The sequence below is a fragment of the Corynebacterium sp. 122RC1 genome, from assembly GCF_024580955.1.
GTDB classification, from domain to species: domain Bacteria; phylum Actinomycetota; class Actinomycetes; order Mycobacteriales; family Mycobacteriaceae; genus Corynebacterium; species Corynebacterium kozikiae.
Genome location: NZ_JANIKD010000005.1, coordinates 1 through 25,754, shown reverse-complemented (window position 1 = coordinate 25,754; position 25,754 = coordinate 1). Strand labels below are relative to the sequence as shown.

22 protein-coding genes are annotated in these 25,754 nt (G+C 61.2%); 6 read left to right on the top strand and 16 right to left on the bottom strand.

Annotation, left to right across the window (positions count from 1 at the left end):
- Window positions 1-12: 12 nt before the first annotated feature.
- The 10 genes from pdxY to NQ050_RS03615 form a co-directional block, all read right to left on the bottom strand.
- The gene (gene pdxY / locus NQ050_RS03660; protein ID WP_257037933.1) at window positions 13-864 is read right to left on the bottom strand and encodes a pyridoxal kinase PdxY; all 852 of its coding nucleotides are present in this window, start codon (window positions 862-864) and stop codon (window positions 13-15) included.
- Window positions 865-2,160: a hemolysin family protein gene (locus NQ050_RS03655; RefSeq protein WP_306428487.1), complete on the bottom strand. Its 1,296-nt coding sequence runs from the start codon at window positions 2,158-2,160 to the stop codon at window positions 865-867.
- Between the two features lie 26 nt (window positions 2,161-2,186).
- A complete protein-coding gene (gene ybeY, locus NQ050_RS03650; protein ID WP_257037931.1) occupies window positions 2,187-2,837 on the bottom strand; it encodes an rRNA maturation RNase YbeY in 651 nt (216 codons plus the stop codon).
- On the bottom strand, window positions 2,834-3,838 hold the full coding sequence (locus NQ050_RS03645; RefSeq protein ID WP_373456424.1) for a PhoH family protein: 1,005 nt from the start codon (window positions 3,836-3,838) through the stop codon (window positions 2,834-2,836). Before NQ050_RS03645 ends, ybeY begins: the two co-directional genes overlap by 4 nt.
- Before the next feature lie 128 nt (window positions 3,839-3,966).
- The gene (locus NQ050_RS03640; RefSeq protein ID WP_257037930.1) at window positions 3,967-4,737 is read right to left on the bottom strand and encodes a 16S rRNA (uracil(1498)-N(3))-methyltransferase; all 771 of its coding nucleotides are present in this window, start codon (window positions 4,735-4,737) and stop codon (window positions 3,967-3,969) included.
- Window positions 4,738-5,892, bottom strand: a complete 1,155-nt coding sequence (gene dnaJ / locus NQ050_RS03635) for a molecular chaperone DnaJ (protein ID WP_257037929.1) — start codon at window positions 5,890-5,892, stop codon at window positions 4,738-4,740.
- 220 nt (window positions 5,893-6,112) lie between these two features.
- Window positions 6,113-7,141, bottom strand: a complete 1,029-nt coding sequence (hrcA, locus tag NQ050_RS03630) for a heat-inducible transcriptional repressor HrcA (protein ID WP_257037928.1) — start codon at window positions 7,139-7,141, stop codon at window positions 6,113-6,115.
- A gap of 217 nt (window positions 7,142-7,358) precedes the next feature.
- Entirely contained in the window at window positions 7,359-8,489 is a 1,131-nt protein-coding gene (gene hemW / locus NQ050_RS03625; protein WP_257037927.1) for a radical SAM family heme chaperone HemW, read from the bottom strand.
- On the bottom strand, window positions 8,479-9,162 hold the full coding sequence (locus tag NQ050_RS03620) for a hypothetical protein (RefSeq protein ID WP_257037926.1): 684 nt from the start codon (window positions 9,160-9,162) through the stop codon (window positions 8,479-8,481). The genes hemW and NQ050_RS03620 overlap by 11 nt, the downstream gene beginning before the upstream one ends.
- Window positions 9,163-9,279: 117 nt before the next feature.
- Window positions 9,280-11,115, bottom strand: coding sequence for a long-chain fatty acid--CoA ligase (locus NQ050_RS03615; RefSeq protein ID WP_257037925.1), 1,836 nt, complete (start codon window positions 11,113-11,115; stop codon window positions 9,280-9,282).
- A 238-nt stretch (window positions 11,116-11,353) separates the two neighbouring features.
- Here NQ050_RS03615 and malQ point away from each other — a divergent pair, with 238 nt between their 5' ends.
- Complete coding sequence (malQ, locus tag NQ050_RS03610; RefSeq protein ID WP_257037924.1) at window positions 11,354-13,543, top strand: 4-alpha-glucanotransferase; 2,190 nt, start codon at window positions 11,354-11,356, stop codon at window positions 13,541-13,543.
- A gap of 54 nt (window positions 13,544-13,597) precedes the next feature.
- Here malQ and NQ050_RS03605 read toward each other — a convergent pair whose 3' ends face one another.
- Together NQ050_RS03605 and NQ050_RS03600 are read right to left on the bottom strand one after the other, a co-directional pair.
- A complete protein-coding gene (locus NQ050_RS03605) occupies window positions 13,598-13,738 on the bottom strand; it encodes a hypothetical protein (RefSeq protein WP_257037923.1) in 141 nt (46 codons plus the stop codon).
- Between the two features lie 52 nt (window positions 13,739-13,790).
- The gene (locus NQ050_RS03600) at window positions 13,791-14,063 is read right to left on the bottom strand and encodes a hypothetical protein (protein ID WP_257037922.1); all 273 of its coding nucleotides are present in this window, start codon (window positions 14,061-14,063) and stop codon (window positions 13,791-13,793) included.
- Window positions 14,064-14,322: 259 nt separating this feature from the next.
- On the opposite strand from NQ050_RS03600, the gene NQ050_RS03595 reads away from it, so the two are divergent.
- Both NQ050_RS03595 and NQ050_RS03590 read left to right on the top strand, forming a co-directional pair.
- Complete coding sequence (locus NQ050_RS03595) at window positions 14,323-15,654, top strand: carboxylesterase family protein (protein ID WP_257037921.1); 1,332 nt, start codon at window positions 14,323-14,325, stop codon at window positions 15,652-15,654.
- Window positions 15,651-16,619: a phosphotransferase gene (locus tag NQ050_RS03590; protein ID WP_257037920.1), complete on the top strand. Its 969-nt coding sequence runs from the start codon at window positions 15,651-15,653 to the stop codon at window positions 16,617-16,619. The genes NQ050_RS03595 and NQ050_RS03590 overlap by 4 nt, the downstream gene beginning before the upstream one ends.
- Here NQ050_RS03590 and idi read toward each other — a convergent pair.
- The 4 genes from idi to NQ050_RS03570 form a co-directional block, all read right to left on the bottom strand.
- Window positions 16,590-17,159 (bottom strand): isopentenyl-diphosphate Delta-isomerase, encoded by a 570-nt coding sequence (gene idi / locus NQ050_RS03585; protein WP_257037919.1) that lies wholly within the window; start codon window positions 17,157-17,159, stop codon window positions 16,590-16,592. The two genes, NQ050_RS03590 and idi, sit on opposite strands and share 30 nt — an antisense overlap.
- 24 nt (window positions 17,160-17,183) lie before the next feature.
- Entirely contained in the window at window positions 17,184-18,755 is a 1,572-nt protein-coding gene (locus tag NQ050_RS03580) for a hypothetical protein (protein WP_257037918.1), read from the bottom strand.
- Window positions 18,756-19,063: 308 nt separating this feature from the next.
- On the bottom strand, window positions 19,064-20,164 hold the full coding sequence (locus tag NQ050_RS03575; RefSeq protein ID WP_257037917.1) for a hypothetical protein: 1,101 nt from the start codon (window positions 20,162-20,164) through the stop codon (window positions 19,064-19,066).
- Between the two features lie 594 nt (window positions 20,165-20,758).
- Window positions 20,759-21,274 (bottom strand): hypothetical protein, encoded by a 516-nt coding sequence (locus NQ050_RS03570; protein WP_257037916.1) that lies wholly within the window; start codon window positions 21,272-21,274, stop codon window positions 20,759-20,761.
- A gap of 325 nt (window positions 21,275-21,599) precedes the next feature.
- On the opposite strand from NQ050_RS03570, the gene NQ050_RS03565 reads away from it, so the two are divergent.
- From NQ050_RS03565 to NQ050_RS03555, 3 genes are all read left to right on the top strand, one after another.
- A complete protein-coding gene (locus tag NQ050_RS03565; protein WP_257037915.1) occupies window positions 21,600-23,450 on the top strand; it encodes an ABC transporter ATP-binding protein in 1,851 nt (616 codons plus the stop codon).
- Between the two features lie 117 nt (window positions 23,451-23,567).
- Entirely contained in the window at window positions 23,568-24,716 is a 1,149-nt protein-coding gene (locus NQ050_RS03560) for a MalY/PatB family protein (protein ID WP_257037914.1), read from the top strand.
- Window positions 24,713-25,729: an LLM class flavin-dependent oxidoreductase gene (locus NQ050_RS03555; protein WP_257037913.1), complete on the top strand. Its 1,017-nt coding sequence runs from the start codon at window positions 24,713-24,715 to the stop codon at window positions 25,727-25,729. The genes NQ050_RS03560 and NQ050_RS03555 overlap by 4 nt, the downstream gene beginning before the upstream one ends.
- Window positions 25,730-25,754 lie beyond the last annotated feature (25 nt).

Sequence of the window (25,754 nt, the reverse complement as noted above, 5' to 3'; positions counted from 1 at the left end):
ACGCGGTTTCTCTTAGGCGATTTGCTCCACCGCGAAGGTGTGGCGTGGCGCCACGTACTGCTCCTGGGAATCCACCAGGGTAAGCTCGCGGGAGTCGGCGTGGAACGTGTCTTCAATCAGCCCGAACACGCTTGCCGCCGTGTTGCCTAGGGCCTTCGCGGCGTCGAAATCGCGGATGTAATGGCCTGTGAACAGGGCCGCAGTAACATCGCCGGAGCCGTTGCGCTTGAAGTCCAGGAATGGGGTCTGCACAATCCAAGCGCCGGACTCATTGACGGCGATCATTTCGATGGTGTTCTCCGGTGCGTCGGGGCGCAGTACCGACGTCACCAGCACGGTCTTCGGCCCCATTTCTTGGGCAGCCTTCGCGGCTTGAAGGGTCGATGGGATGTCGTGCGCCTCGATGCCGGTGAGGTAGCCGAGCTCAAACTGGTTCGGCGTGATGATGTCTGCAACCGGAACCACGCGGTCGCGCAGCAGAGGCGGGATGAGGTCAGACACAAAGCAACCGGACTTAGCGTTACCCATTACCGGGTCGCAGGCATACACGGCGTTGGGGTTTTCGGCCTTCACCCGCTGAACGGCGTCGATGATGACATCCGCGATGTCCGCCCCGCCCTGATAGCCGGAAATGACCGCGTCCACCTTGGGAAGTGCCCCGCGGGCGTCGATACCATTGATCACCTCACGCACCTGCTCGGCCGGGATGAGCTCCCCACCCCATTGACCGTAGCCCGTGTGGTTGGAGAAGTTCACGGTGTGCACCGGCCACACCTCATGGCCGATGCGCTGCAGCGGGAACACCGCCGCGGAATTACCCACGTGGCCGTAGGAGACGTGCGACTGGATGGAGATGATATTCATTTAGTCTTCTTCTTGATCTTGTTGTTCCAAAACCGTCACGAGCACACTGCTCACGCGGATTCTGCCACGGCGGTCGCGGCCGCCATCTGCACGCAGGCGCAGCCCGCACGTTTCCACCGTAGTCCCCGGCAGCGGCACACGCCCCATTTCATACGCGATGAGGCCGGCAACCGTGTCCACTTGGTCCTCGATGTCCTCGGTGAACTCGATGTCCACGCCGAGCTCCTCGCGCAGATGCTCCACCAGGTCCTCCAAAGAGAGGCGCGACACCACGCGGTAAGCCGGCGGCTGATCCTCGATGCGTTCGATCGGGGCGATCTCGCGATCATCGTATTCGTCTGCGATCTCGCCCACGATTTCTTCCAGAATGTCCTCAATTGAGATCAGCCCGGCGATGCCGCCGTACTCATCCACCAGCATGGCGATGTGGTAGCGGTCGCGTTGCATCTCGTGGAGCAGGGCATCGAGGTTTTTGGAGTCGGGCACAAAGGTTGCCGGGCGCATCACCTCATCCACCGTGACGGACTTGCCGCCATCCGTGGAGTAGTACGTCCGCTGAACCAGGTCTTTCAGGTACACCACGCCTAGGATTTCATCGACCGTCTCACCGATAACCGGCAGGCGAGAAAACCCGGAACGCACGCACAAACTGGTGGCCTGGCCTGCGGTTTTATTGGATTCAATCCACACCATTTCCGGGCGCGGCACCATCACGGAACGCGCCGTCTGCGAGGCCAGATCAAACACCGACTGAATCATCCGGCGTTCCTCAATCTCCACCACGCCGTGCTCTTGGGCGATGTCCACCATCTCCCGCAGCTCAACTTCGGTGGAATAGGGGCCGTCGCGAAAACCGGGCCCCGGCGCGATCACGTTACCAATCTTGATGAGCACCTTGGGGATGGGGCCCAAGAATAACGCAAACACGTTGAGTAAACCGGCGCTGTACTGGGAGATCGTGTAGGGATTTTTCTTGCCCATGGTGCGTGAAAACACGCCGATTACCGCGAAGGTAATCAACGAAACACCAGCGATCGCTGCCACCAGCGCCCAGCGCTCATCCTCCACGAACTCCAGCGCAAACACCGCGGCGAACACGGCGGCGGTGACGTCCAGAATGGTGCGGAAAAACACCAGCAGGTTGATGTGTTCCGCGCGGTGGTCCAGCACCTTCAGCAGACCGCGCGCCGCCGGAGCGTCCTCCTCCTTGGCCATGTGCTCCACGCGTGCGCGGGACACTTGGCTCACCGCGGTTTCCACGGTGGAGATCACTCCCGACGCCAACAGCGCGACCATAGTCACCAGCGCCACGATCAAGGGGCTCACCGCTGGCCCCGATCAATCTCCCCGATGGCGGGGATCCCGCCGCCAGCACCGTGAGCACCGCCAGCACCGTGAGCACCGTCCCCGGAAGAATCGAGCACCCGCTTGTCAAGCTCCGCGCGCTCCGCCGCCGAGGGAAATGCCCCAGGGTTGGAGGGCCGAGGCCCGAAGCTGATGCCCTGGCGCTCGTTGTCCGCGTACCAGTCCCGCAAAAGCTCGTTTTGCAGGGCGAACATCTCCTGTTCCTCGCGTGGCTCAATGTGGTCATAGCCCAGGAGGTGAAGGCAGCCGTGGATGGTGAGCAGGGCGAGTTCGTGGCCAAGATCGTGGCCAGCCTTCTCCGCCTGCTTAGCGGCGAATTCGGGGCACAAGATGATGTCACCAAGCATCGCCGGGCCCAAAGGCTGAGCGTCGGGGCGGCCCATGCCCGGGGTCAGCTCGTCCATGGGGAAACTCATAACGTCGGTGGGACCTTCCAGGTCCATCCACCGCACATGCAGGTCACTCATAGTGGGGATATCCACCACGGAGATGGTCACCTCTGTATCTGGGTGGACATCCATCTCTTGCAGGGCGAACGACGCCGCGCTGATCAACGCCTCCTCGTTAACCCCATCAAAACCGGACTCGTTGATCACCTCAATGCTCACTGCGAATCCCGCCCTTCTTCCTTCACTGTTTGCTCTTTACTCCGCCGTGCCTTTTCCTGCTGCTCCTCGTAGGCGTCATATGCATTCACGATGCGCCCCACAAGCTGGTGGCGCACCACGTCCTGAGATCCCAGCTCGCTGAAGTGCACTCCCTCCACGCCGCGGAGAATGTGGCGCACCAGGCGCAGCCCAGACTTCTGCCCGCCGGGTAGGTCTACCTGCGTGATGTCGCCAGTGACCACCATCTTGGAACCAAAACCAAGGCGGGTGAGGAACATCTTCATCTGCGCCGGGGTAGTGTTTTGGGCTTCGTCGAGGATCACGAAGGCGTCGTTCAGCGTGCGCCCGCGCATGTATGCCAGCGGCGCCACCTCAATAATGCCGGCTTCCATGAGCTTCGGAATGACCTCCGGCTCCACCATGTCCCGCAGCGCGTCGTGCAAAGGGCGCAGGTAGGGGTCGATTTTCTCATTCAACGTGCCGGGCAGGAAGCCCAGCTTCTCCCCCGCTTCAACAGCCGGTCGGGTCAAAATGATGCGGCTGACCTGCTTCGCCTGCAGGGCTTGGACCGCCTTGGCCATCGCCAGGTAGGTCTTGCCGGAGCCCGCGGGCCCGAGGCCGAACACGATCGTATGCTCATCAATGGCGTCCACATATTCGCTCTGGCCCAGCGTCTTGGGGCGAATTACCTTGCCCCGGCGCGCCAAAATCTCACCAGCCAGGATCTGTTCCACCGAATCCGGCGCCTTCGTAGTGACCACCTCCAGGGTGTGCTTCACCGAGTCCGGCGTGATCACATGGCCACGCCGCGCCATTGACTGCAGCTCCTTCAGCGTGCGCACGGCCCTGGCCACGGCGATCTCCGGGCCGGAAATGGTGACCTCGTTGCCACGCGCAAAAACGGCGAGGTCAAGGAGGTTTTCCAGGATGAGTAGGTGCGCATCGTGCGTGCCAAGGACAGTGTTGGCGTGGGCGGGGTCAAGCTCAAGGGTGCGTTTCATCATTGAGTTCGTTGCCGGGGTCTGTGCCGGGGTCTGTTCCGGGGTCTCTTCCGGGGTGGGTGCAGCGCTCAAGGGTGCGGATCAGCTCTTTTCAGCTTCTAAGTTGGCCGGGCATGTTCTCGCACATCTTACCAGCGAGCAGTAGCCGCGCCGATCACCGCGAGCGCAGCCAGCCCGGCCGTAGCGGTCCTCAGCACCTCCGGCCCCAACTTGATCGCGATCGCCCCGGCTTCTTGGAGCACGGCAACTTCCTGGGCACTGAGTCCCCCTTCGGGCCCGATGATCACGGCGATGCGTGCGGCATTGCCGACGTCGGCAGTGCTCAGCGCGGTACGGATGGAAACGGCTGCTTCCTCGTGAAGGATGAGGGCCAGGTCAAAGGTGGCGAGTGCTGCGGCGACCTGTGCGGTGTTCATGGGGCCGGTGACCCGCGGGACCGTGGCACGGCGTGACTGTTTAGCTGCGGCGATCGCGGCCTGGCGCCATTTTGTCAGGCCTTTGTCCCGCTTGCTGCCCACCCATTTAGCTACGCAGCGCTCGGCCTCAAAGGCCACGATTTCATCCGCGCCGCCTTGCGTGAGCAGGTCCACGGCAAGCTCGGAGCGCTCAGCCTTGGGCAGAGCCTGGAACACCGTGACCGTTGGGGAAATCTGCGTGCGCGTGATTTCCTCCACTTGGCCGCTGAGGGCATCCTTCCCCGAAGTGCCAGTGACCAGCACTGTTGCGAGGGACCCGTGGCCGTCGGAAAGCAGGATCCGCTCCCCTTTCGCGATCCGCTTCACGCTCACCGCATGGCGCCCTTCCGGGCCGCTGAGCCGCACCTCGCCGCATTCGGGAAGTTCGGGCGTGCCGCCGGCGAGGAGGGTGTCGAGGTCGTAGATGAACAGCGGAAGCGACATTTAGCGGCGGAACTTCCTACGGATGCGGCCGAAGAGGGTGTCCTGGCCGTCATCGGCGTGGGAGACTGCGGTGGCCTCGTGGCTGCGGTGGGTGCGCAACTGGGTGAGCAACTCGCGGGAGCGATCGTCGAGGTTCGTGGGGACAGTGACGTCCACATGCGCGATGACGTCGCCTTTACCCTGGGACCGCAGGTGAGGCATGCCGCGCTCCGCGATCACCACTCGCTCCGCCGGCTGGGTGCCCTCCGGGATCGTAATTTCAATGGGCTCACCACCCAGGTCTTGCACCTCGAAGGCGGTGCCGAGCGCGGCGTCCACCATGGGCACGTGCACCGTAAAGTGCAGGTCATCGCCCTCCCGCTGGAACACAGGGTGCGGCAGTTGCTGGACCTCCACGTAGAGATCGCCAGCGGGGCCGCCGCCGTGCCCAACCTCGCCCTGGCCGGCCATGCGGATGCGCATGCCATCGACGATACCCGCGGGCACATTCACCACAACATCACGCTGCGCCGCAACGCGACCATCACCGCCACAGGTATCACACGGATCAGGAATAACCTCGCCGTATCCCTGGCACACCTGGCAGGTGGCGGTGGTCATCACATTGCCGAGGAACGAACGCTGCACCTGCTGCACTTCACCCGTGCCACCACAGTTGCCGCAACGGTCTGGCTTTGCCTTGGACTTTGAACCGGTGCCAGTACAAGTCTCACACACAATGGCGGTATCAATAGTGACCGGCTTCTTTGCGCCGGCGAACGCCTCTTCCAAAGTGATCTGCATCCGCAGCAGGGCGTCCGAACCTGGCTGCACCCGCGAACGTGGGCCGCGCGAACCGCCAGCGGCGCCGCCAAAGAAGGCTTCAAAAATGTCACCGAGCCCGCCGCCTGCACCGAAGCCCCCACCGTAGCCTGCGCCAGGGCCGTAGCCACCGCCCGACGCCATCGGGTCCCCGCCGCGATCGACAATCGCGCGCTTCTCAGGGTCGAGCAGCACCTCCTGGGCCATGCTGAGCTCGTTGAACTTCTCCGCGGCCTCCTCGGTGTCATTCACATCGGGGTGGTACTTCCGAGCCAGCTTGCGGTACGCCTTCTTAATCTCCGCATCACTCGCGTTGCGGTCTACGCCAAGAATGCCGTAATAGTCTCGAGCCACGGTTCCTTCTTCATCCAACTTTGTCTAATTGATAACTGTCAGTACTAGTAGTGCTGGGCTATGCATTTCAACCGTTATGTCTAACGATGACCGCCCCTGCAAACATTCCCCTGCTCGCTCAGGGCGAACGGAGACAGGCACAAAACTAGGCAATTTTAGCGCACCCCCAGCAACCCGAAAACTCTGCGGGGCACGTTTCTGGCGGCGGTAGCGACGGCGGCTACTCCAAAACCCTACTGACGTAACGAGCCACCGCATGCACCTTGCTCATCGTCCCCGAATAGTCCATGTGCGTGGGGCCCACCACCCCAAGGCCGCCAAGCGTTGCACCCGCGGAACCGTAGCCTGCGGCAACCACCGACGCATTATTGAGCTGATCATCCTGGTTCTCCTCACCAATAAGAACCGAGACATGCCCAAGATCAGCCACGTTCGCCAACAGCTTCAGCACCACCACCTGCTCCTCCAGCGCCTCGAGCACCCCGTGCAGACCCGAGGGGAAATCACGAGCAATCCGGGTGAGGTTCGCCGCCCCAGCGAGGATCAAGCGATCATTCGGCTGCTCCACCAACGTCTCCAAAAGCACAGTTGAGCAGCGCAAAAGATGCCCCTGTACTTCACTGGGAACACTCGGGCTCAGCGGCAATTTGGCCAACTCAACGGACGCATCGGGCAGCGTCTTGCCCTCCAACGCGCGATTCAAAATGTCACGCAACAGCACCACATGTTCGGGCTCACACAACTCTGTGAGCTCCACGTTCCGCTGCTCCACTCGACCCGAATCGGTGATCAGCACAAGCAACAGCCGCACCGGTGATAGGAGGACTACCTCGCAATGCTTCACCCGAGACACCTTCAAATTGGGCATTGCCACTACCGCCGCCTGCCTGGTGAGCTGGCTCAAAAGCTGCACACTCCGGCGCAGCACATCCTCCAAGTCAACGCCGCCCTCCAAGAAAGTAAGGATCGCGGTGCGCTCAGGTTCAGACAAAGGCTTGACTTCATGGAGCGAATCGACGAACGCCCGATACCCCTTCTCCGTAGGGATACGCCCCGAACTGGTATGCGGCTGCACGATGTAGCCTTCCGACTCCAACACAGCCATATCATTGCGAATCGTTGCCGAGCTCACGCTCAACTTGTGGCGCTCAAGCAACGCCTTCGAGCCAATCGGCTCCTGCGCCGCAATATAGTCAGCCACAATCGCCCGAAGGACTTCCTGCCTACGTTCCTGTGCCGCTCCAGCCATGCACTCCATCCTAGCGACGCACCCCACCACGGCACATCCCACATCCCGCGCCTTCTTCATCCACCTGGCCACTGGTGCCTTGGAGGCCGGCGGTGCCGCAGTTCGGATTGCGACGGAAACCAGGACACCTTCGCCGCAAACCAACCACCAAAAACCAAAAGGTGTCCTGAAAACCGTCGCGGCAACCCACCCCTTCAACCTCGGGGACGATCGGACCTTAAGGGAAGAGGAGATCGGCGATGAGGGCGTCGGCAAGCAAGCGGCCCTTGTCGGTGAGCGTCACCCTACTGCCCTCGTGCTTGAGCAGCCCCAGTGCAACCTTGGATGCAACAACTACCTCGTTGAGCTCGCTCGCGGGGAGGCCCTCTTTGAGCCGGAGGCCGAGCATCACCCGTTCCTCGTAGCGCTCTTGGGGGCTGAGGGTTTCGCGGGCCTCGATGGGGAGGTCGCCGGCGGCGAGGATGCTGGCGTAGCGCGCCGGGTGTTTGACGTTGAAGAAGCGCTGGTCGCCGATGTGTGAGTGTGCGCCGGGGCCGGCGCCCCACCAGTCGCCGTCGCGCCAATAGCCCAGGTTGTGCTGGCATTCGCCGCCCTTGAGCGCCCAGTTGGATACCTCGTACCAGTGGTAGCCGGCGGAGGTGAGGGCGGCGTCGATCATCCAGTAGCGGTCGGCATACACGTCCTCGTCGGGCGGCGGCAACTCCCCTTTGCGCACCTTGCGGGCCATCGCCGTGCCGTCCTCTACGATCAGCGAGTACGCGCTCACATGATCCACCCCCGCATCGAGGGTGCGCTCCAGGGTGAGCTTGAGCTCGTCGTCGGTTTCCGTGGGAGTTCCGTAGATGATGTCCAGGTTGACGTGCGCAAACCCTTCCTTGCGTGCCTCCTTGGCGGCATCGAAGGCGCGGCCCGGCGTGTGCCTTCGCTCGAGGATCCGCAGCACGCGTTCCGACGCAGACTGCATCCCCAAGGACACACGAGTGAACCCGGCCGCACGCAGCGCCGCAAAGAATTCAGGGGAGGTGGACTCAGGGTTCGCCTCGGTGGTCACTTCGGCGGTGTTCGAGATACCGATGGTGTTTCGCACCGCGTTCAAAAGCCGGGTGAGGCCTTCCGCGCCGAGCATGGAGGGGGTCCCGCCTCCTACGAACACGGTGTCCGCGGGCCGCACACCCGGGCTGGCCGCCGCGAGCTCTAGCTCGACCTCCAGCGCGTCGAGGTAGCTTTCCGGCGAGGCCGAGCTCCCCAGCTCCCCTGGGGTGTAGGTGTTGAAGTCGCAGTAGCCGCAGCGGGAGGAGCAGAACGGAACGTGGACATACACCCCAAATGGTGTGCGTTTAGCCTGCATATTCCCCGGCAGTCTGGCGCTTCTTCTGTGCAACGCGCGCCACAACCTCAGCGATCCGCGCGCGTTCGGCCAGGAACTCAGGCGGGTTGTTGCCACGCATCGAGCGGGTGTACGCGCCGTGTGCCGCGGCAACTACCTCAATCCAGGCCTGCACGGCCTCGGCGGCAAACTGCCCGGCTTGTTCGTAGAGCTTGGGCAGACGCACCGCGTCCAGGTCCCGCGCACCGTATTCGGTGTACGCGAGCACCCAGTCCACCACATGCAGGAGGTATTCCTCCACCAGTTCGGTGCGGGCGTTCAGCGACTGACTCAACTCCCCCACGATCACCGGGGTGTTGAGAATGGGGAACCGGTCGCGCAGCGACGTCGCGGTCATAATCACCGGCGGCGCCACCTGCGGCGCTTCGACGGACTCAAGGCTCATGCTTCCCGACGCGATCCCGCTGGTCAGTGCCGTGCGCAGACCCGCGAGTTCGGCGTGGATTCGGCGGGCGTCGAGGCGGGCGTCGGCAACGATTTCCTCGAGTTCCACCAGGCAGTCTTCGGCGAGTTCCTGGTCCCAGTCCGCAACTGCTTGGGCGAGGTTCTCCAAGTACTGCGCTACCTCATCACCAATGTTGAATAGCTCTTGGGTGAGCTCACGGTGGCGCGAGGTAGCTGCCAGAGACTGCATCCGTGGCTCCTTCCAAGTTGTAGTGATGAGGGGTGTTCACAATCCGCTAGGGACTGTACGGCAAGGCGCCCTTCATAACAGCGCGCCCCGCCGAAAATCAAGGAAAGTATTTTCTCACTACTTGCCCTTGTAGATTTGCTCGATCGCGTCCGAATAGCGGCGGGTCACCACGTTGCGCTTCACCTTCATAGTTGGCGTGAGCTCGTCCGCTTCCTCGGTGAGGTCCTGGTCAAGGACGTAGAACTTCTTGATCGCCTCAGAATGGGAAACGGTTGCGTTGACCTGATTCACGGCGTCTTGGATTTCCGCGCGCAGCACTGGGTCGTTTGTCAGCTCGGAGATCTTCTTCGCCTCCGGCACGTTGTGGGCGCTGCGCCAGCGGACTAGTGCATCCTCGTCCAGCGTGACCAGCAGGCCTACGAACGGTTTGCCATCACCCACCACCATCGCCTGGCTGATCAGCGGGTGGGAGCGCAGCATATCCTCCATCGGACCTGGGGAAACGTTCTTACCGCCGGCGGTCACGATGAGGTCCTTCTTGCGGCCCGTGATCACCAAGTGGCCGGTGTCCAGCAGTTCGCCGAGGTCACCGGTATTGAACCAACCGTCCTCGGACATGGAGGAGGCGGTGGCGTCCGGATTGTTCCAGTAGCCGTCAAAGAGCACGTCGCCGCGGACCATGATCTCGCCATCTTCATTGATCCGAATCGCGTTGCCGCCAACAGGCAAGCCGACGGTACCAATACGCTGATTACTGAAATCCACACACACTGCCGCGGTGGTTTCCGTCAGACCGTAGCCTTCGTACACCGGCACGCCGATGCCGCGGAAGAAGTGCAGTACATCGGGGTTCATGGCGGAACCACCGGAGATGCAATATTCCACCTCGCCGCCCATTGCGGAGCGAATCTTGGAGTACACCAGGCGGTCGAAGGTCTTGTGGCGCACGCGCAGTGCACGGTTAGGGCCCTCGGCGGTATCCAGAGCTCGAGAGTATTCCACCGCCACCTTTTCCGCGGCAGCGAACATGGCAGCCTTTACGGGACCGCCCTCTGCCGCGTTGGCGGCAACGCCGTTGCGCACCTTCTCAAACACGCGCGGCACGCCCAGGATGAGATGTGGTTGCGCGCGCTGGAACTGCAGGACCAGCGTGGAGAAATCAGACCAGTGCGACTGCGTAGCGCCCGCAATCACGCAGGCCAGGGACACCGCACGGGCCAGAACGTGGGCAAGCGGCAGGAAGGTGAGCACGCGGTTGCCGGGGCGGGCCACGCCACCGATCTCATTGGTAAGCAAGCCCATGACCTCGGCCAACCAGTTGTGGTGGGTCAGGCGGCAGCCCTTAGGGCGGCCCGTGGTGCCGGAGGTGTACACCAAGGAGGCGAGGTCAGATGACTTTGTGGCGGCAATGCGGCGGTCCACCTCGGCATCATCTACTGGCCGGCCTTCAAAGCGCAGGGTTTCAATCGCGGAGGAGTTGATCTCCAGGATGCGGCGCAACTGGGAAGAAGAGCCGCTGAGCGCTGGCTTGCCGTCCTCGCCGAGCACGAGGTGGCGCATCAGCTCGGTGTGCTCGGGCTTTTCCGTGACCGCGAACACCGCCCCGGAATCCTCAATGATCCACTCGATCTGGGACAGCGAGGAGGAATCATAAATGGGCACGGACACGGCGCCCGCGGCCCAGATAGCAAAGTCCAGCAGGGACCACTCGTAGCGCGTTGCGCTCAACAGGGCAATGCGATCGCCTTGCTGCACACCAGCGTTGATGAAGCCCTTTGCTACCTCATACACTTCCGCCACAAACTCCGCTGCGGTGACGTTGATCCACTCATAGTTTTGCGGGCGGGTAAACACCACGCCGAAAGGGCGGGCCTTCGCGGAGCCAAGCATGGCGGTGAGGCAGGTGTCATGCTCACCGATGGTGAACTTCGCTGGCGTTGCAACTTCTTGCATTGGATTCCCCTTCCAAAGTCTTTATTCGTTCCTGCCTGCCCAATCACGGGTGCAGTCACGGTGCTGTTGCCTGCCCAATTTACCGTCTCGGTCCGACACATGGCTGCTTTCGGGACCGTAACTTCCCCAGCGGGCGTGGCCGGAGTGCGGCGTTGGGGGCGTCGGGACGCGTGAATGTGAGGTTTATCTTGAGGGCTTTGTTACGTGAAAACCGTGCCTAGATGGCACAATGTCCAACGTGGGTTACATTGATACGCTGCGGCAATTGGCCGCCTCATACGCAGTCACAACGTCCTACCAAGGGTTCGGCGGCAAGACCGTTGAAGTCAGCGAAGACACCCTGGTGAAAACCCTGCGCTCCCTCGGCGTGCGGTTCGGCAATGAAGATCAGGCGCCTGAGCAGCCAGAATTCTTGCCTATCGACGCCCCCATGCCCAGCGAAGAGCAGATTCAACGGGCGATCACCCGCCGCGAAGAAGAGGAGTTTTCCCGCCCGCTCCCACGCACCCTCGTGGGTGTGGCCGGCACCGATACCTATGTGAATGTGCACGTGCACGACGGGCAGCCAGCCGAACTGGTGGTCACCCTGGAAGACGGCGCCGTGCTTAACCCCGAGCAGGTGGAAAACTGGACGCAGCCGCGCAAGATCGACGGCGTGACCTGGGGCGAAGCAACCTTCCGCATCCCGGGCGACACGCCGCTCGGCTGGCACACCCTCACCTTGACCTCCCCCAACCTCACCTCAAGCTGCACCTTTGTGAACACCCCAGCGCGCTTGAGCACCACCGACGCACTCATCAACTCCCCCGTGGCCGGCATGATGGCACAGATTTATTCAGTGCGCTCCAACGACTCCTGGGGCATCGGCGACTTCCGCGACATGGCCAACCTGGCCACCGTGGCAGCAAAGGACGCCCACTGCGACTTCCTCCTGGTCAACCCCATGCATGCCGCAGAACCCTTCCCACCTGTGGAGGACTCCCCGTACCTACCCACCAGCCGCCGGTTCACAAACCCGCTCTACATCCGCGTTGAGGACATTCCGGAACTCGAAGCACTGAGCGAAGACCTGCGCGAAGACGTCTTTGACATTGCCGCCGAGTTCACCGCCCTCAACCGCGAGGCCGAAGAGATCGACCGCAACCCCATCTACGCCGCAAAGCTTCAAGTACTCCGCGAAATCTACGCCGCCGGCCGCGAGCCAGCCCGCGAGCAGGACTTCCAGGACTACATCGCCCGCGAAGGCCAAGGCTTGGCTGATTTTGCCATGTGGTGCGCCACCCAGGAATCTGCGCAGCAGGCCTCCGTAGGTGACCACGCCATCGTGGAAGACCCACAAGACCTCGCAGAATTCTACATGTGGCTGCAATGGATCTGCGACCAGCAGCTCGCCGCCGCACAATCCGCCGCCAAGGACGCAGGCATGCGGATCGGCATCATGGCCGACCTCGCCGTAGGCGTGCACCCCGCAGGTGCCGACGCCCACAACAACGCCCCTGTCCTCGCCCCAACCTCCTCCGTGGGCGCCCCACCGGACAACTACAACCAACAAGGCCAAGACTGGTCCCAGCCTCCATGGCACCCAGACAAACTGGCCGAATCCGGCTACGTCCAATGGCGCGACCTCCTGCGCACCGTCCTGCGCCACTCAGGCGGCATCCGAGTGGATCACATCCTGGGCCTTTTCCGCCTCTACTGGATCCCACGCACCCAACTGCCAACCACCGGTACCTATGTGAATTACGACCACAACGCGCTCGTGGGCATCCTGGCGCTCGAGGCCGAGCGGGCAGGCGCCGTAGTGATCGGCGAGGACCTGGGCACCTTCGAGCCATGGGTCCAAGAATTCCTGGCGCAGCGCGGCATCATGGGTACCTCCATCCTCTGGTTTGAAGCCAACCCAGAGGGTGAAGGCGCACGCCACCAGCACCAGTACCGCACTGCGGCGCTGACCAGCGTGACCACCCATGACCTGCCGCCCACCGCGGGTTTCCTGGCCGGTGAGCACATCACCCTGCGCGAGCGCCTGGGTATCCTCACCACCGACGCCACCGAGGAAGAACAACAGGATGCAGCATGGCAGGCTGAGGTTCTAGACCGGGTGCGTCAGGAAGGCGCGTTCGGCGACGCAGGATTCTCCTTCGGCTTCGACTCCTTCCAGGGCCGCGCCCGCGACGAACGCGGCGACACCAAGACCCTCATCGAAGGCCTCCACCGCTTCGTGGCCGGCACCCCATCCGCCCTGACCTGCGCCTCCCTCGTTGACATGGTTGGCGACCGCCGCGCCCAAAACCAGCCCGGCACCACCAAGGATCAGTACCCCAACTGGTGCATCCCGCTTACCGACTACGAAGGCAAAGCCCTGGTCATCGAAGACCTCCCCACGCACCCCTGGTTCCGCGACATCGCCGAGGCCGCCAAGCGGTAAGGGTTTGGGGCTTGGGGTTTGGGACTTGGGGCTTGGGACTTGGGACTTGGGGCGCTAGACCAGCGAAATTACCCAGGCCACCACAACCAGGAGAATCAGCAAGTACAGGGCCTGAGTCACCCGCGACTGCGGGTACTTACGGCTCTGCTTGGGCAGTTGCTGGTCACGCTTCCGCAGCTCCTCAGGGTTAGCCATGGTTATACCTTCCTAAACTTCACGCATTGCCCGTCTAACAATAGCCCCAACTTCAACCCTCTACCCCATACGGGGTTTGGGGGTTTTCTTGTTGGCTCCCCTGGGGGCGGGGCGCCACACCCTCACCAAGGCCGATCGCACCCAGGGCCTTCAGCACAACGACGCCCACCCGATCCACAATCCGTAGCCACACCAAAGCGAGCACCCCACATCCCACACAGGCCGCCAAAATCAGCAGCGGCGCCTGCACAAATAGCGGAGCTTGTGCCAAAAACTCAGCAAAGCCATTCCATGCACCTTGGAGGGGAAACTGCGATTTCGTCATGCAAGAATCCTACCCCTCCGGTTTGGCGCTCTTCCACGACGGAAACCAGGACACCTTCGCAGCAAACCAGGCAGGAAAACACCAAAGGTGTCCTGAAAACCGTCGCTGAACCAATCAACCGCGCCCCAGCACCAACCAACAACGGAAACCAGGACACCTTCGCAGTAAACCAGGCAGGAAAGCACAAAAGGTGTCCTGAAAACCGTCGCTAAACCAACCAACCGCGCCCGGCGCGCATTGAGCACTAGATTGGGAAGGTATGAGTTCAGAATTGCGCCGCGGGCAAAAGGGCCAGTGGGTTGGCACGGTGGATCCGAGGGCCGAGCACATGGCACTCTTTGCGCCAATTGTGTACGCCACCATGGAAAACGCTTTCCAAAACGCGCAACTAGCCACAACAGTCACACAAGCCACCCAGGCCACACAGCCCCCGAATCCGAGCGCCAACCGATCCACGGAGCTGCACCTCAGCGTGAGTATGCCCGTTGATGCTCAGCCGGGCGATGATTTGCCAGTGGTCGCGTTTGTCCATGGGGGCGCGTTTATTGCCGGCTCGAGGACGGAAGGCTGGTTCCATGGGTCGGGTTTCACGCGAGACCAGGTTGTGTTGGTCACGATCGACTATCGGCTCTCCGCGCCAGGTTTCCTCCCGTTCGGCGATGACCTGCCGAATCACTACCGAGGGGTGGATGATGTGCATTTGGCGCTCGCGTGGATTCAGCGCAACATTGAGGATTTTGGTGGGGATCCTACGAATGTGACGTTGATGGGGCAGTCGGCGGGCGGCGGCATTGTGCTGTGGCTTTCGCGCGCGGACCACTTTGACGGCATGTTTCGTCGCGTTTGGGCGATGTCCCCTGGACTGCCGCGCGATCATGTTGCGGCGCACCAGACGTCGTTACGCGCTGCTTTGGGGATGCCATTGACCCGCAGCGCCCTGGCCAAAGCCAAACCTGCGAAGCTACAGCGGGGCCTGGAAAGGTACCATAAGCTGCGCTTTTCCGGCATTCCGTTTGGGCCGGCGCCGCTGGATCCGCAGGATTTGGCGCGGGTGGATATGGTGCTTACGTCTACGTCGGCTGAGTTTTGGCACGCGCCGCGGGGGAAGAAGGTGGATGCGTCGCGGTTTGGGCGCAGCGCGTTTGGGCGGCGTCAAATTGCCAAAATGTATGGCGCTACCAGCAAGTATGTGGATTATGTGGAGGCAAATGGCGGACATATGGCGGCAAATGTTGTTGGCGATGCGTTCATCCGCAGCACAGTGGCCAGGGCGGCGCTGGGTGCGAACCCCGACGTGTGGGTGGCGCAGTACGAGGGCGGTAACGCCTTCCATTGCGTGGACATTCCCCTGGTGTTCGATTCTGCAGCGTTTGTGCAGCCCGGCAAGATCGAGGTGATCCCCAACCCGCCGGAAGCGTTGGTACAGCGTGCGCACGGTTTGGCAGTGGACTTCGCGTGTGGAAACACCCCTTCGTGGCCACGCTATCAGCAGCACCGGCAGGCTCTTTCCATCGCAACCGAGGCGCCCGAAGCCGGCGCCGTCACCCTCAAATCTGGCGCCCTCGACTACCTAGACGGAGCCTTCGCATGATCACCTGGGACCTCACAATCGACGGCGACCTACTCCAGCAACGCGTCCGCGACGCCCAAGCTAGGGATGTCATGCGTACCGACGTCACCCTGTCCACCATGATCGCAGCCTGCCTCGCTGGCCGCTACGGCGAATACAGGTTCCATACCCATGGAAACCTCTCCTCTACCCCGCAGGTCACGGCCCTTTCCGGGGAGCAAACCAACGCCACGGCGATCACTGGGGATGCGATGTGGAAGTTCTTCCGCACCAGCCCGCGCGGCGCCCACCCTGACGTGGAGCTGCCAAGCGCATGTACCCGGCACGTAGCGGAGATGCTGGGTTATGTCACCTACCAAGATTTCACGATTGCCGCCGTGACCAGGCGAATCGCCAGAGCGCAGGACGCTTGGAGGACCGTCACCGAGCAGCCCGAGCGGGTAGTCGCGGCCGCTGGAAACATCGGTGCTGCGCTGGCGCACCTGCACGGCGAGTTGGCGCAGGCATTCGGCACTACAACCCTGGACCTCCAGGCCAAGGCGCGGGCGGATTTGGACGCATTTGTGCAGTCCACAGGTGGACGCCAGGGCCTCCTCGCCCCTTATGCAGCCAAGGTGGAACAGGCCATCAACGCGCTGTCCAGCAAGTCCCCTGCCCAGCGGATTCACGGCGATCTCCACCTGGGTCAGGTGCTGCTCGCTAAGACGCAAGAAGGAGTAGTATTCCTGGACTTTGAAGGCGAGCCCGGCGCACCGGTGGGCATGGCCAGTGCGTTGTATGACCTGGCAGGGCTGGTCCGCAGTTTCCACTACGCCGGCCTTGAGGCGCCGGAGGCGCTGTGCACCGCCTATGGCGTCTCCCCCGATAATCCCCAGCTCAAGGCTATGATCGCCCTGCGATTTGCCTACGAAGTTTCCTACGAGGCCCGCCACCGCCCCGCCTGGGTTCAGGTGCCGCTAGACACCGCTCGATTTGTGTTCGAGTAGCACTTCGCGCAGCTCGGGGTGGCTGAGCTGTTCCACCATCCACGGGGAAAACGCAAATGGGGCGGCGTCTATGGCGGCGAGGAGCTGGCTTGGGCCTACCCAAGCGTGTTCCTCAACTTCGTCGGCACGCGGTGAAATTTCCTGGCCCGAAAGCTGCGCCACAAACACTGGGCAGAGCTCCCACTCCACAATTCCCTTGGAATCCACGGCCCGGTAGGAGAAGTGGGGCAGGATTTCGCAAACATCAGTGAGTGCCTCCACGGCAATCCCCAGTTCATGGGGCACCCTTCTACGCAGTGCCTGATAAGCAGTTTCCTCCGGGGCGAGGTGCCCGCACGCGGAGTTCGTCCAGACGCCAGGCCAGGTGAGTTTGCCCAAGGCACGCCGGGTAAGCAGTATCTCGCCCTGCGCATTGCGGAGGTAGCAGGAAAAGGCAAGGTGCAACGGGGTATTTTCCGTATGCACGGTTGCCTTCTCTGCTACCCCGGTGGGGGTGCCGTGTTCGTCAACGAGCACTACCAGTTCAGGTTCTTGGGCCATAGCCACCTAGCTTAACGGCTTTGGTTATCCCTGCCGAACCCACGCCCCAATCACGCCGGGAACCACCGATGGCCGTTCGCCCAGCAAAGCCGCGACATTCCCCTCCCGCTCAGCAGGGCTAGTCACACTCTTCACTTTGCCTTGCTTGGATTGCTGCCCCGCGGCGCCTGCCATCGGAGCCCCGCCCATCATCATTGCCCCGCGACCAGCCGGGCGCGCGTCGGCACCCTTTGCGTGCGCCATGGGGGCGGCGGCCATCGGAGCGGCCCCAACGGCATTGCCGGGGATTCCCTTTCCGACGCCACCAAATCCACCTGCACCAGCAGCCTTCCCAAGGCCACCTGATTTTCCACCAGCACTGCCGATCCCGCCGATCCCGCCAGACCCAACGGCACCAGTAACGCCTGGACCTGCACCGATGCCAGGCATCATGCCGGCGCCCACTGCGGAGCCCATGCCTGAATTGCCAACTCCAGAAATGCCATTCAGGGCGGGTGTTTTCGCGAGACCACCGGAAAGTGCGGAGCCCTTGGGGAGCGAGGCGGCCGTCGAGGCACCTGCCGCGGTTGCCGTTCCGCCCAACTGCGGGGTGCGAAGACCGGTGTTCGCACCGTTGAATCGAGGTCCGGATGTAATGGTGCCCGAGGTGAGCCCACCCGGGTTGAGGGCGCCAGGTTTGAAATTGCCGAGGGTGAATGTAGCGCCGCCTGCCGGCAGGCCGCCTTGCAACCCCGCCGGAGAGGTGAGCTGCCCAATGTTGCCGAGCATGCCCAAGCCGCCAAAGCCCGGCAGGGAGCCTAAGCCCCCCACACCGGATGGACCCATGAACTGCGCGGCGTTCGTGGCGATGTTTCGAGCCTGCGCCACCGCCGCCTCCGGGGAGCTTGCCGACGTTGCCGCCGCCACAGCGGGCGAAGTGGTCCCACCAGCTTGGGCGCCGAGGGCTTTGGCCTTAGTTCCCTCGGTGCCTGCGATGCTGTCCATACCCACGGTGACCGATCCCCCGCCGCCACCGGCGGAGGCACCTGCGCCCTCTACCGTGACCAAGTTGTTGATGGTGGGCACCATGGTGGGGATGGTGCTGGTGAACACTGCGTTCAATGATTGAGTTGCTGCGCGTTCTGCGCTGACTTTCGCGATGGGGTCGATGATCGAGTTCACGTAGGCCTGCACGGCGTTGGCGTGGGATTGCAGCGCTTGGATTGTCGCCTGGCCTTGCTGCAGATTTGCCGCCATCATCTTGCTGCGCTGAGAGAAGGAATCCAGGGAGCGAGCAACTTCTTGGACTCGCTCGGTGGCAATCTCGAAGACGTCACCCGACGTTGAGCTCGCGATGCTGCCGGCTAGCTCGTTCAAGCGCGCCGACACATTTTCTGCTCGCTGTGAAAGATTGTTCCAAGTGGTGGTGGCGGCGCTGATCTGCCCCATATCCGTGGTGTTGATTTCTCGCACAAGCTGGGCCAACGTCACCGCAGGCCAGTGCTCAGGGGTACGGAACTCAAAGTTCTCAGTGTGAGCAGCCGGGCGAGTAGGAAACGACACCTCTTCATGGCCCACCGAACCGCCCTCGTCAGCGATGTCCATGCCCCGGCGCATAAACTCATTCTGCCCCGTGAGCGCGGCAAGGCTCGCGCCGAAGGCCTCGGAGAGCCACTTAGTTTGTTCACTTAGTGATTTTGATATTGCGCTGGCAGAACCAGAACCTCCATAGAGGACCATGCTCTGTGCAGCGCCCCATTTGGAAATACCTGTGTTCATCGAAATCGAACCGTTGATTGATTTCAGAAGACCATCGACTTCAAACGTCGAAACTGAATTTGCTTCTTCTCTCAGAAGCTGCAGGATCTCCTTTGCCTTCCCAAGTTCAAAGCTAATATCCATATTCTCCCCCTTGTTATGGCTTACTAGTAAATTAGTTGAGTCAAATCTTCTAGATATTTTTGAGCTTCAGCGCAAATATAGTTAATTCCCCTTTCGTCAAATATCGATAAATAAGTGGCTTGAACGCGACCTCTTGTTGTGTTAACCGATGCAACGCAATGTTCAGTGGCTCCATGCCCCACCGAATACCAAATAACTCCATTCAACTTTGACTCTGGGGATTCATCAATAACCGTAATGTTTTCCCGGATATCATCAATTGAGTTCGTTGCAGAAATCAACCAAACCGTTGCAGGGTCGCCATTTTCCAAACGGATTTGGAAATCACATTGAGAATAGAAATTCTCAAGGTCAACATTCGCGTATTCATATTCCCCCGGCAACCCCATCGCGATTTTTTGTTCCGGCGTTGTGCCGTCGCAGGGGTCGAAGAAGTCGAAGTCTGGGTCGTTTGGATCGAAGTCCACCCCAACGCCAGACGTTTCGTTGCCAGACCCCGCGTTTCCCCCCTGGTTTTGCCCCGATTGTTGGTCCTCGCCCGCTAGCCCTGATTCCCCTACTTGGCCTTGTTCGTTGCTGGCCGACTTTTCCGTCAATACGTCGGCCGCTCCCATAAGTGCCGTTTGCCCCGGTGAACATGCTGCGATTGTTACCGCAACAATCCCGGCTACCGCACCCTTCATCATCGTTGGCACCATCCCCAGTCCCCAACTCGGCCCAACGTTCAACCCAGCTCCGCTTGCAGCATCTCCTGTTTGTATTCCCCCGTGGCTAGCGTTTGTATACAGTGTGGCTCCACTCGAGGTGGCCCCGTTCAACATCCCCCGATTCAAATCTCCCCGATACAGTGTGGCTATCTTCTCATTTCCATTCCTGGCGCCGCCCCCAGCGCCCGCCCAGCTCTTTGCCCGGGCCCCAATCCCTTCCAGCACCCCAATCCAATGCAGCATCAAACCAACCAACCCAACAACCCCATCGCACGCTCCCCTGCTCACCCCAGCAGGCGCGCCCTGCGTTGCGGGGTGGGTGCTGGGCTCGTCGGGAAGTTGCGCGCGGGTGAGCGCGTGCTCGGTGCTGATGTCGCTGAGTTTTGGCCCCTGGTTCATGTTGAGGTTTCCCTTCACGATTGCGGTTGTGTATCCCGTATGGAGCATGCTGGCTGGCACCAAGGGATGTGAAAACCTGATGCCAACCGCATGCCCCCGAGGGATGCACCCTTGCGGGCGCTCCGGCATGTTCGCAGGCTACGAGCCCTTTCTGCAGCGGCGCGACGCGTGAACGCACACCCCCGCTGCCCCTCACGTCAGGCCACCCTGTAGCGCCTTTTCGCACCCCAACACCCATACTTGTTGGGATGATTCAGCCTGGCGGACAAACCCTGCTCGTGGTGGGAGAGGGGATTTCCGGCCGTCGCAAGCCCGGGAATGAGGTGGTTTCCGGGTTGCGTGAAAGCCCGCTGCGTTGTGTGTCCTCGTTGCCTGCGCGGCAAGCCGTACACAAATTATTAGACGGTTGAAGTCCCCCACGCGGTTCCATGAAGGAGAAAAATTTTTCACTCCCCCGCCGCCACAAAGGTTTGCATAACCTTCAACGCAACCCGAAAATAACCGGCAACCAGCAAGAATGCTAACTGCCTCTACGCACAACAAAATGTACAAGCCACCCCAGCACCGGGGGTAGCACCAAAAAGTACCGTTTAACTGGGCGTTTACAAGAATTTAAACGTTGTTTAGATTGCCGTTGAACTCTACGTTGCCAATTCGGAAGGTGGCGTCCCATAGGTTGCCAGTGGAGGTGTCAAAAGCGAACTGCAGGTTCGTGGAGGCCAGGGGGCCGAGCGGCAGGTCCAGCGGAATCGTGCCCGCGTCTATTGGGGAAACTTCAGTGCCGCTCACTCTGAGGGAGGTAGTGATGGCGTCGGTAGGCAGGGCGACCTCGTTGAGGTTGTGCACCAGCACGTAAATTACGCTGCCGCCGCCCTCGTTGTTGTAGCCTGCGCCTTGCAGCTCGTACTCCACGTTGAGGCCCTCGTCTTTGACCCGTTCAGTGAGGCTCGGGGCGGTGATGGTGTCCACCTCTTTGGCCTGGAACGCCGGCGCATCGGTGGTGGTCGGGGCCACGCTGAGCTCGGCCACCGCCGGGTCCTCCTGGGAACACGCGCTCAAAGTGGTTGTGGCCAGCGCGGCAGCGGCAACCAGGGCGGTCATCTGTGACGAAAGTCGAGCAAAGCGCATGTGGTGAGATTCCTCAAATCGTTGGAAATACCCAACAAGGGCATAGTTACTGTAAGTTTAGTCCGCTTGGCCGCGGCATCGAAAAACGGCACAACCAGACGTTGCAACGCTTGCATTTCCGACGCCCCCAAGGCCGCACAGTGAAAGGTGGTCTCGGGAGTGCGGGACTACCTGCGCCGCGCAGAAGGAGCGCAATCAGAAGCAGCCAAGCAGCACACTCGCCCAACTCCACACAAGCCGCCGCTTGGGCGCCGCGTCACCTACAGCGCATGCCGTAATACGCAGCATCCAACCCTTGGCAACATTATTGAAAGCTCGATTGTTCATGAAAGCCCTCGGAAAGATCTTGCGCAGCGCTGCAACGCTGTGGCCCTACTACCTTGGCGTCGTCGTTTCCGCTGTCCTTGTGGCGGGCCTTGCCCTGGTCACGCCGTTTATTTTGAAGGATGCAACCGATTCCATCGTGGCCGCTGTCACTGGCGAACGCTCGGTAGAGGAGGTTTCCGGGCACGTTGTGTTCCTGGCATTGCTGCTGCTCGCGGCACAACTGGGCAATACCGTGCTTCACAACGTGGGTGGGTATATCGGCGACGTCATGGCAGCGCGCCTGCGCCAAATGCTTTCCACGCGCTATTTTGCCAAGCTCCTTGGGATGCCACAGCGCTATTTTGATACGCAGGTGACGGGCACAATCATCGCGCGTCTGGATCGTTCAATCACCTCTATCACCCAGGCTATGCAGGCGCTTTCCAACAACTTCTTCCCAATGATCGTCACGGTCATCGCCGTCCTGAGCATCTCCGCGTGGTACTACTGGCCGCTGGCGATCCTGCTCGCGGTAATCATCCCGATTTACATGTGGCTCACCGCGATCACCAGCAAAAAGTGGCAGCGCATTGAGGGCAAAAAGAATGAACAAATTGACCTCGCTGGTGGCCGCTTCGCGGAGGTGATTGGGCAGGTCAAGGTTGTCAAGAGTTTCGTTGCCGAGATCCGCGAGCTCAGCACTTTCGGCCGCCGGTTCGGTGACACCGTTGTGTTTACCCGCGAACAGTCCCGCTTCTGGCACTTCATGGACGTGCTGCGCGGCGGCACCATGGACCTCATTTTCTTTGGCATCTACCTGATGCTCTTCTACCGCACGCTGCACGGCTTCTTCACGCTGGGCGACATGGTGCTGCTTATCCAACTGGTGAACATGGCACGCATGCCAATGACCATGATGAGCTGGGTAGTAGACACCTCCCAACGCGCCATCGCAGGTTCTAAAGACTACTTCGAGATCATGGACAAGGAGCTTGAGGCAACGGTCAACCCCCAAATTGCTGCGGCAACCACGGCTTCCGACGTGCCCACGCTGGATCTCACCCCTGCCACCCCGCTGGTTCCGGTTGCAGGCAAAAATATGCTCAGTTTCCAATCGGTGGACTTTGCCTACGATGCCGGTGAGCAGGTGCTTCACAACGTCACCTTCCACGCCAAGGAAGGCGAAAAGATCGCGTTGGTTGGCGAGTCCGGCGGCGGCAAATCCACAATTGTGAACCTCCTTTTGGGCCTCTACCAGCCACAGGGTGGCGTGCTTGAAGTGTGCGGCCACAACGTGGCTGAGGTTTCCGCGGAGGCCCTGCGCGCCTCGGTGGGCGTGGTGTTCCAGGAGGCCAGCCTATTTTCCGGCACGATCCGCGAAAACATTGCCTACGCCATCCCGGACGCCACCGAAGAACAGGTCATTGAGGTGGCAAAACGCGCCAACGCTCACGAGTTCATCTCCCAATTCCAGGACGGTTACGACACCCTCATTGGCGAACGCGGCCTGCGGCTTTCCGGCGGCCAAAAGCAGCGGATTGCGGTTGCCCGCGCCATGCTCAAAGACGCCCCGGTACTGATCCTTGACGAGGCCACCTCCGCATTGGACACCAAGGCAGAAATCGCAGTTCAGGAAGGTCTGGAACTGCTCATGCACGGGCGCACCACGGTGATCATTGCCCACCGTCTTTCCACCATCGCCGGGGTAGACAAGATCATTACCCTCAAGGACGGTCATGTGGATGAGATTGGCTCCCCTGCCGAGCTGGCGGTTTCCGGTGGCATCTACTCTGAACTCCTGGCATTGACCCGTGACGCCAACGAAGCAAGCAAAGAGCAGCTCAAGCGCTTTGGTTTCTCCGGGCTTTAAACCCCTGCTCATTCGGCGGTGTGCGCCGCTTTGTATTTCCACCCGGAAAACCTATTTGGTCTGCGGTTTTCGAATGATTCGGGCGGCGTGTCCTAGGGTGCGCGTATGGTGTGGGTCATGGAATTTCCTTCACTTGCAGAGCTAAAAAATCGCAACACCATGAAGTGGACGCGCTACCCAGACGACGTACTGCCGTTGTGGGTAGCCGAGTCCGATTTCTCCACCTGCCCCGCCGTGCTAAAGGCGGTGCGCGGCGCGGTGGAACGGGAATCCTTTGGTTATCCGCCGGATGGTTCCCTGATGACCGCGGAGGCAGCGGCGTTTTACCAGCGTAGGTACGGCTTCCAGGCCAAGCCCGAGTGGATTTTCCCGCTGCCAGACGTAGTGCGCGGTGTCTACCTAGCCGTGGAACACTACACACCAGCGGGTTCCCCGGTAATCGTGCCTATCCCCGCATACCCGCCGTTCTTCCAAACACTCGCTGCCGCTGAGCGTGAAGGCATCTTTATCAACGCCACGGGTTCTGAAAGTGGCGCAAGCGGGCTCTCATTGGAGGAAATCGAGCAAGGCTTTGCCGACGGCGCGCGCTCAATCATCCTGGCCAGCCCCTTCAACCCTTTGGGCTTGGCGTTTTCCGAGCAGTGGCTGCGTGAGCTCGTGGAGATCGCCGCAAAGTACCACGCCCGCGTGATTGTGGATGAAATCCATGCCCCATTGGTGCTGGATGGAAGCCACGTGGTTGCCGCCGGAGTGAGCCCACTAGCCGCAGAAGTCTGCATTACCGTCACCGCTACCTCAAAGGCCTGGAACACCGCCGGGTTGAAGTGCGCTCAGATGATTTTCAGCAACCCCGAGGACGTGAAGGTGTGGAACAACCTCAGCGCCGTGCACAAGGACGGTGTATCCACCCTTGGTTTGGTTGCTGCAGAGGCTGCATACCGCGATGGCGAGGACTTCCTGGACAAAGAAATTGCTTACCTCAAATCCAATAGAGACTACCTTCTGGAAGCACTCCCAAATGCTGTCCCAGGCATTGAGGTTGTGGCCCCCGAAGCAACGTTCCTCATGTGGCTCGACTTCACCAACGCCCACAACGCCGAACTCGCCGCCGCCCCATCCGAGTTCCTGCTCAAGCATGCCAAGGTGATGCTCAACGACGGCTCCTGGTTTGGCCCTGAGTTCTCCCACTGTGCACGCCTAAACTTTGCCACCAGCCGGGAAATCCTTGAGCAAGCAGTCCAGCAAATCAAGGAGGCAGTGCAATGAGCGATCACGCAGCACTCCCAAAGCCCCAAGGCAGCCCTTTGACCCTTTCCATCCTGGACTTGGCGTTTGTGTATGAAGGTGAAGCCCCAGCACAAAGCTTCAAGCGTTCAGTGCAACTTGCCCAAAACGCCGAAGCGCTCGGATTCTCCCGAGTCTGGTACGCCGAACACCACAACATGCCCAGGATTTCCTCATCCGCACCGGCAGTGCTCATTTCCCACGTAGGAGCGCATACCTCCACAATTCGCCTGGGCTCCGGTGGCGTGATGCTGCCCAACCACGCGCCCTATACCATCGCCGAACAGTTTGGCACCCTGGCGGAGCTGTACCCAGGGCGTATTGACCTAGGCCTTGGCCGTGCCCCCGGTACTGACCAGACCACCTTGGGCCGCGCGCTGCGCCGCGACCCTCGCGCGGCTGACTCCTTCCCCCAAGACGTAGTGGAACTGCAGCAGTTCCTCGCCGGAAACTCCCCCATCCCCGGCGTGCAGGCAGTTCCTGGAGCAGGCACCAACGTGCCACTGTATATCCTCGGCTCCTCCCTGTTTGGTGCCACCCTTGCCGCCAAGTTGGGATTGCCCTACGCCTTTGCCTCCCACTTTGCCCCCACACACTTGGAGCACGCTGCCAAGGTGTACCGGGAGGAATTCACCCCTTCAGAGGCATTGTCCGAGCCCTACTTCATTGCCGCGGTGAACGTGACGGCTGCTGACACGATGGAGCAAGCGCAGGAGGACTTCACCCAGGTGGCACGCGCATCAGTGAAGTCCATGGCTGGGCGTGGCCGGGAGATGACCGAGGAACAACTCGATCACCTGGTGGATTCCTACGCAGGCCAGCAGATCATTTCCATGCTGAACTACACCGCCATCGGAACGGCTCCGGACGTGGCGGAGTACCTCGAGCGGTTTGCAGCTATGGTCAACGCGGATGAGCTCATCGTGTCCCTGCGCAGCCCAAATTGGGACAAGGCGCTGCACGGACTGGACATCCTAGGCAACGCCTGGAAGTAGCACCACCTCCCCCCTCCGCCCCGCC

What these genes read in the sequence shown, in the direction of transcription:
- pdxY (WP_257037933.1), bottom strand. Translation starts at nt 864, where the DNA reads ATGAATATCATCTCCATCCAGTCGCACGTCTCCTACGGCCACGTGGGT.
- NQ050_RS03655 (WP_306428487.1), bottom strand. Translation starts at nt 2,160, where the DNA reads ATGGTCGCGCTGTTGGCGTCGGGAGTGATCTCCACCGTGGAAACCGCG.
- NQ050_RS03645 (WP_373456424.1), bottom strand. Translation starts at nt 3,838, where the DNA reads ATGAAACGCACCCTTGAGCTTGACCCCGCCCACGCCAACACTGTCCTT.
- NQ050_RS03640 (WP_257037930.1), bottom strand. Translation starts at nt 4,737, where the DNA reads ATGTCGCTTCCGCTGTTCATCTACGACCTCGACACCCTCCTCGCCGGC.
- hrcA (WP_257037928.1), bottom strand. Translation starts at nt 7,141, where the DNA reads ATGGCTGGAGCGGCACAGGAACGTAGGCAGGAAGTCCTTCGGGCGATT.
- hemW (WP_257037927.1), bottom strand. Translation starts at nt 8,489, where the DNA reads ATGCAGGCTAAACGCACACCATTTGGGGTGTATGTCCACGTTCCGTTC.
- NQ050_RS03620 (WP_257037926.1), bottom strand. Translation starts at nt 9,162, where the DNA reads ATGCAGTCTCTGGCAGCTACCTCGCGCCACCGTGAGCTCACCCAAGAG.
- NQ050_RS03615 (WP_257037925.1), bottom strand. Translation starts at nt 11,115, where the DNA reads ATGCAAGAAGTTGCAACGCCAGCGAAGTTCACCATCGGTGAGCATGAC.
- NQ050_RS03605 (WP_257037923.1), bottom strand. Translation starts at nt 13,738, where the DNA reads ATGGCTAACCCTGAGGAGCTGCGGAAGCGTGACCAGCAACTGCCCAAG.
- NQ050_RS03600 (WP_257037922.1), bottom strand. Translation starts at nt 14,063, where the DNA reads ATGACGAAATCGCAGTTTCCCCTCCAAGGTGCATGGAATGGCTTTGCT.
- NQ050_RS03595 (WP_257037921.1), top strand. Translation starts at nt 14,323, where the DNA reads ATGAGTTCAGAATTGCGCCGCGGGCAAAAGGGCCAGTGGGTTGGCACG.
- NQ050_RS03590 (WP_257037920.1), top strand. Translation starts at nt 15,651, where the DNA reads ATGATCACCTGGGACCTCACAATCGACGGCGACCTACTCCAGCAACGC.
- idi (WP_257037919.1), bottom strand. Translation starts at nt 17,159, where the DNA reads ATGGCCCAAGAACCTGAACTGGTAGTGCTCGTTGACGAACACGGCACC.
- NQ050_RS03580 (WP_257037918.1), bottom strand. Translation starts at nt 18,755, where the DNA reads ATGCGCCGGGGCATGGACATCGCTGACGAGGGCGGTTCGGTGGGCCAT.
- NQ050_RS03570 (WP_257037916.1), bottom strand. Translation starts at nt 21,274, where the DNA reads ATGCGCTTTGCTCGACTTTCGTCACAGATGACCGCCCTGGTTGCCGCT.
- NQ050_RS03565 (WP_257037915.1), top strand. Translation starts at nt 21,600, where the DNA reads ATGAAAGCCCTCGGAAAGATCTTGCGCAGCGCTGCAACGCTGTGGCCC.
- NQ050_RS03560 (WP_257037914.1), top strand. Translation starts at nt 23,568, where the DNA reads ATGGAATTTCCTTCACTTGCAGAGCTAAAAAATCGCAACACCATGAAG.
- NQ050_RS03555 (WP_257037913.1), top strand. Translation starts at nt 24,713, where the DNA reads ATGAGCGATCACGCAGCACTCCCAAAGCCCCAAGGCAGCCCTTTGACC.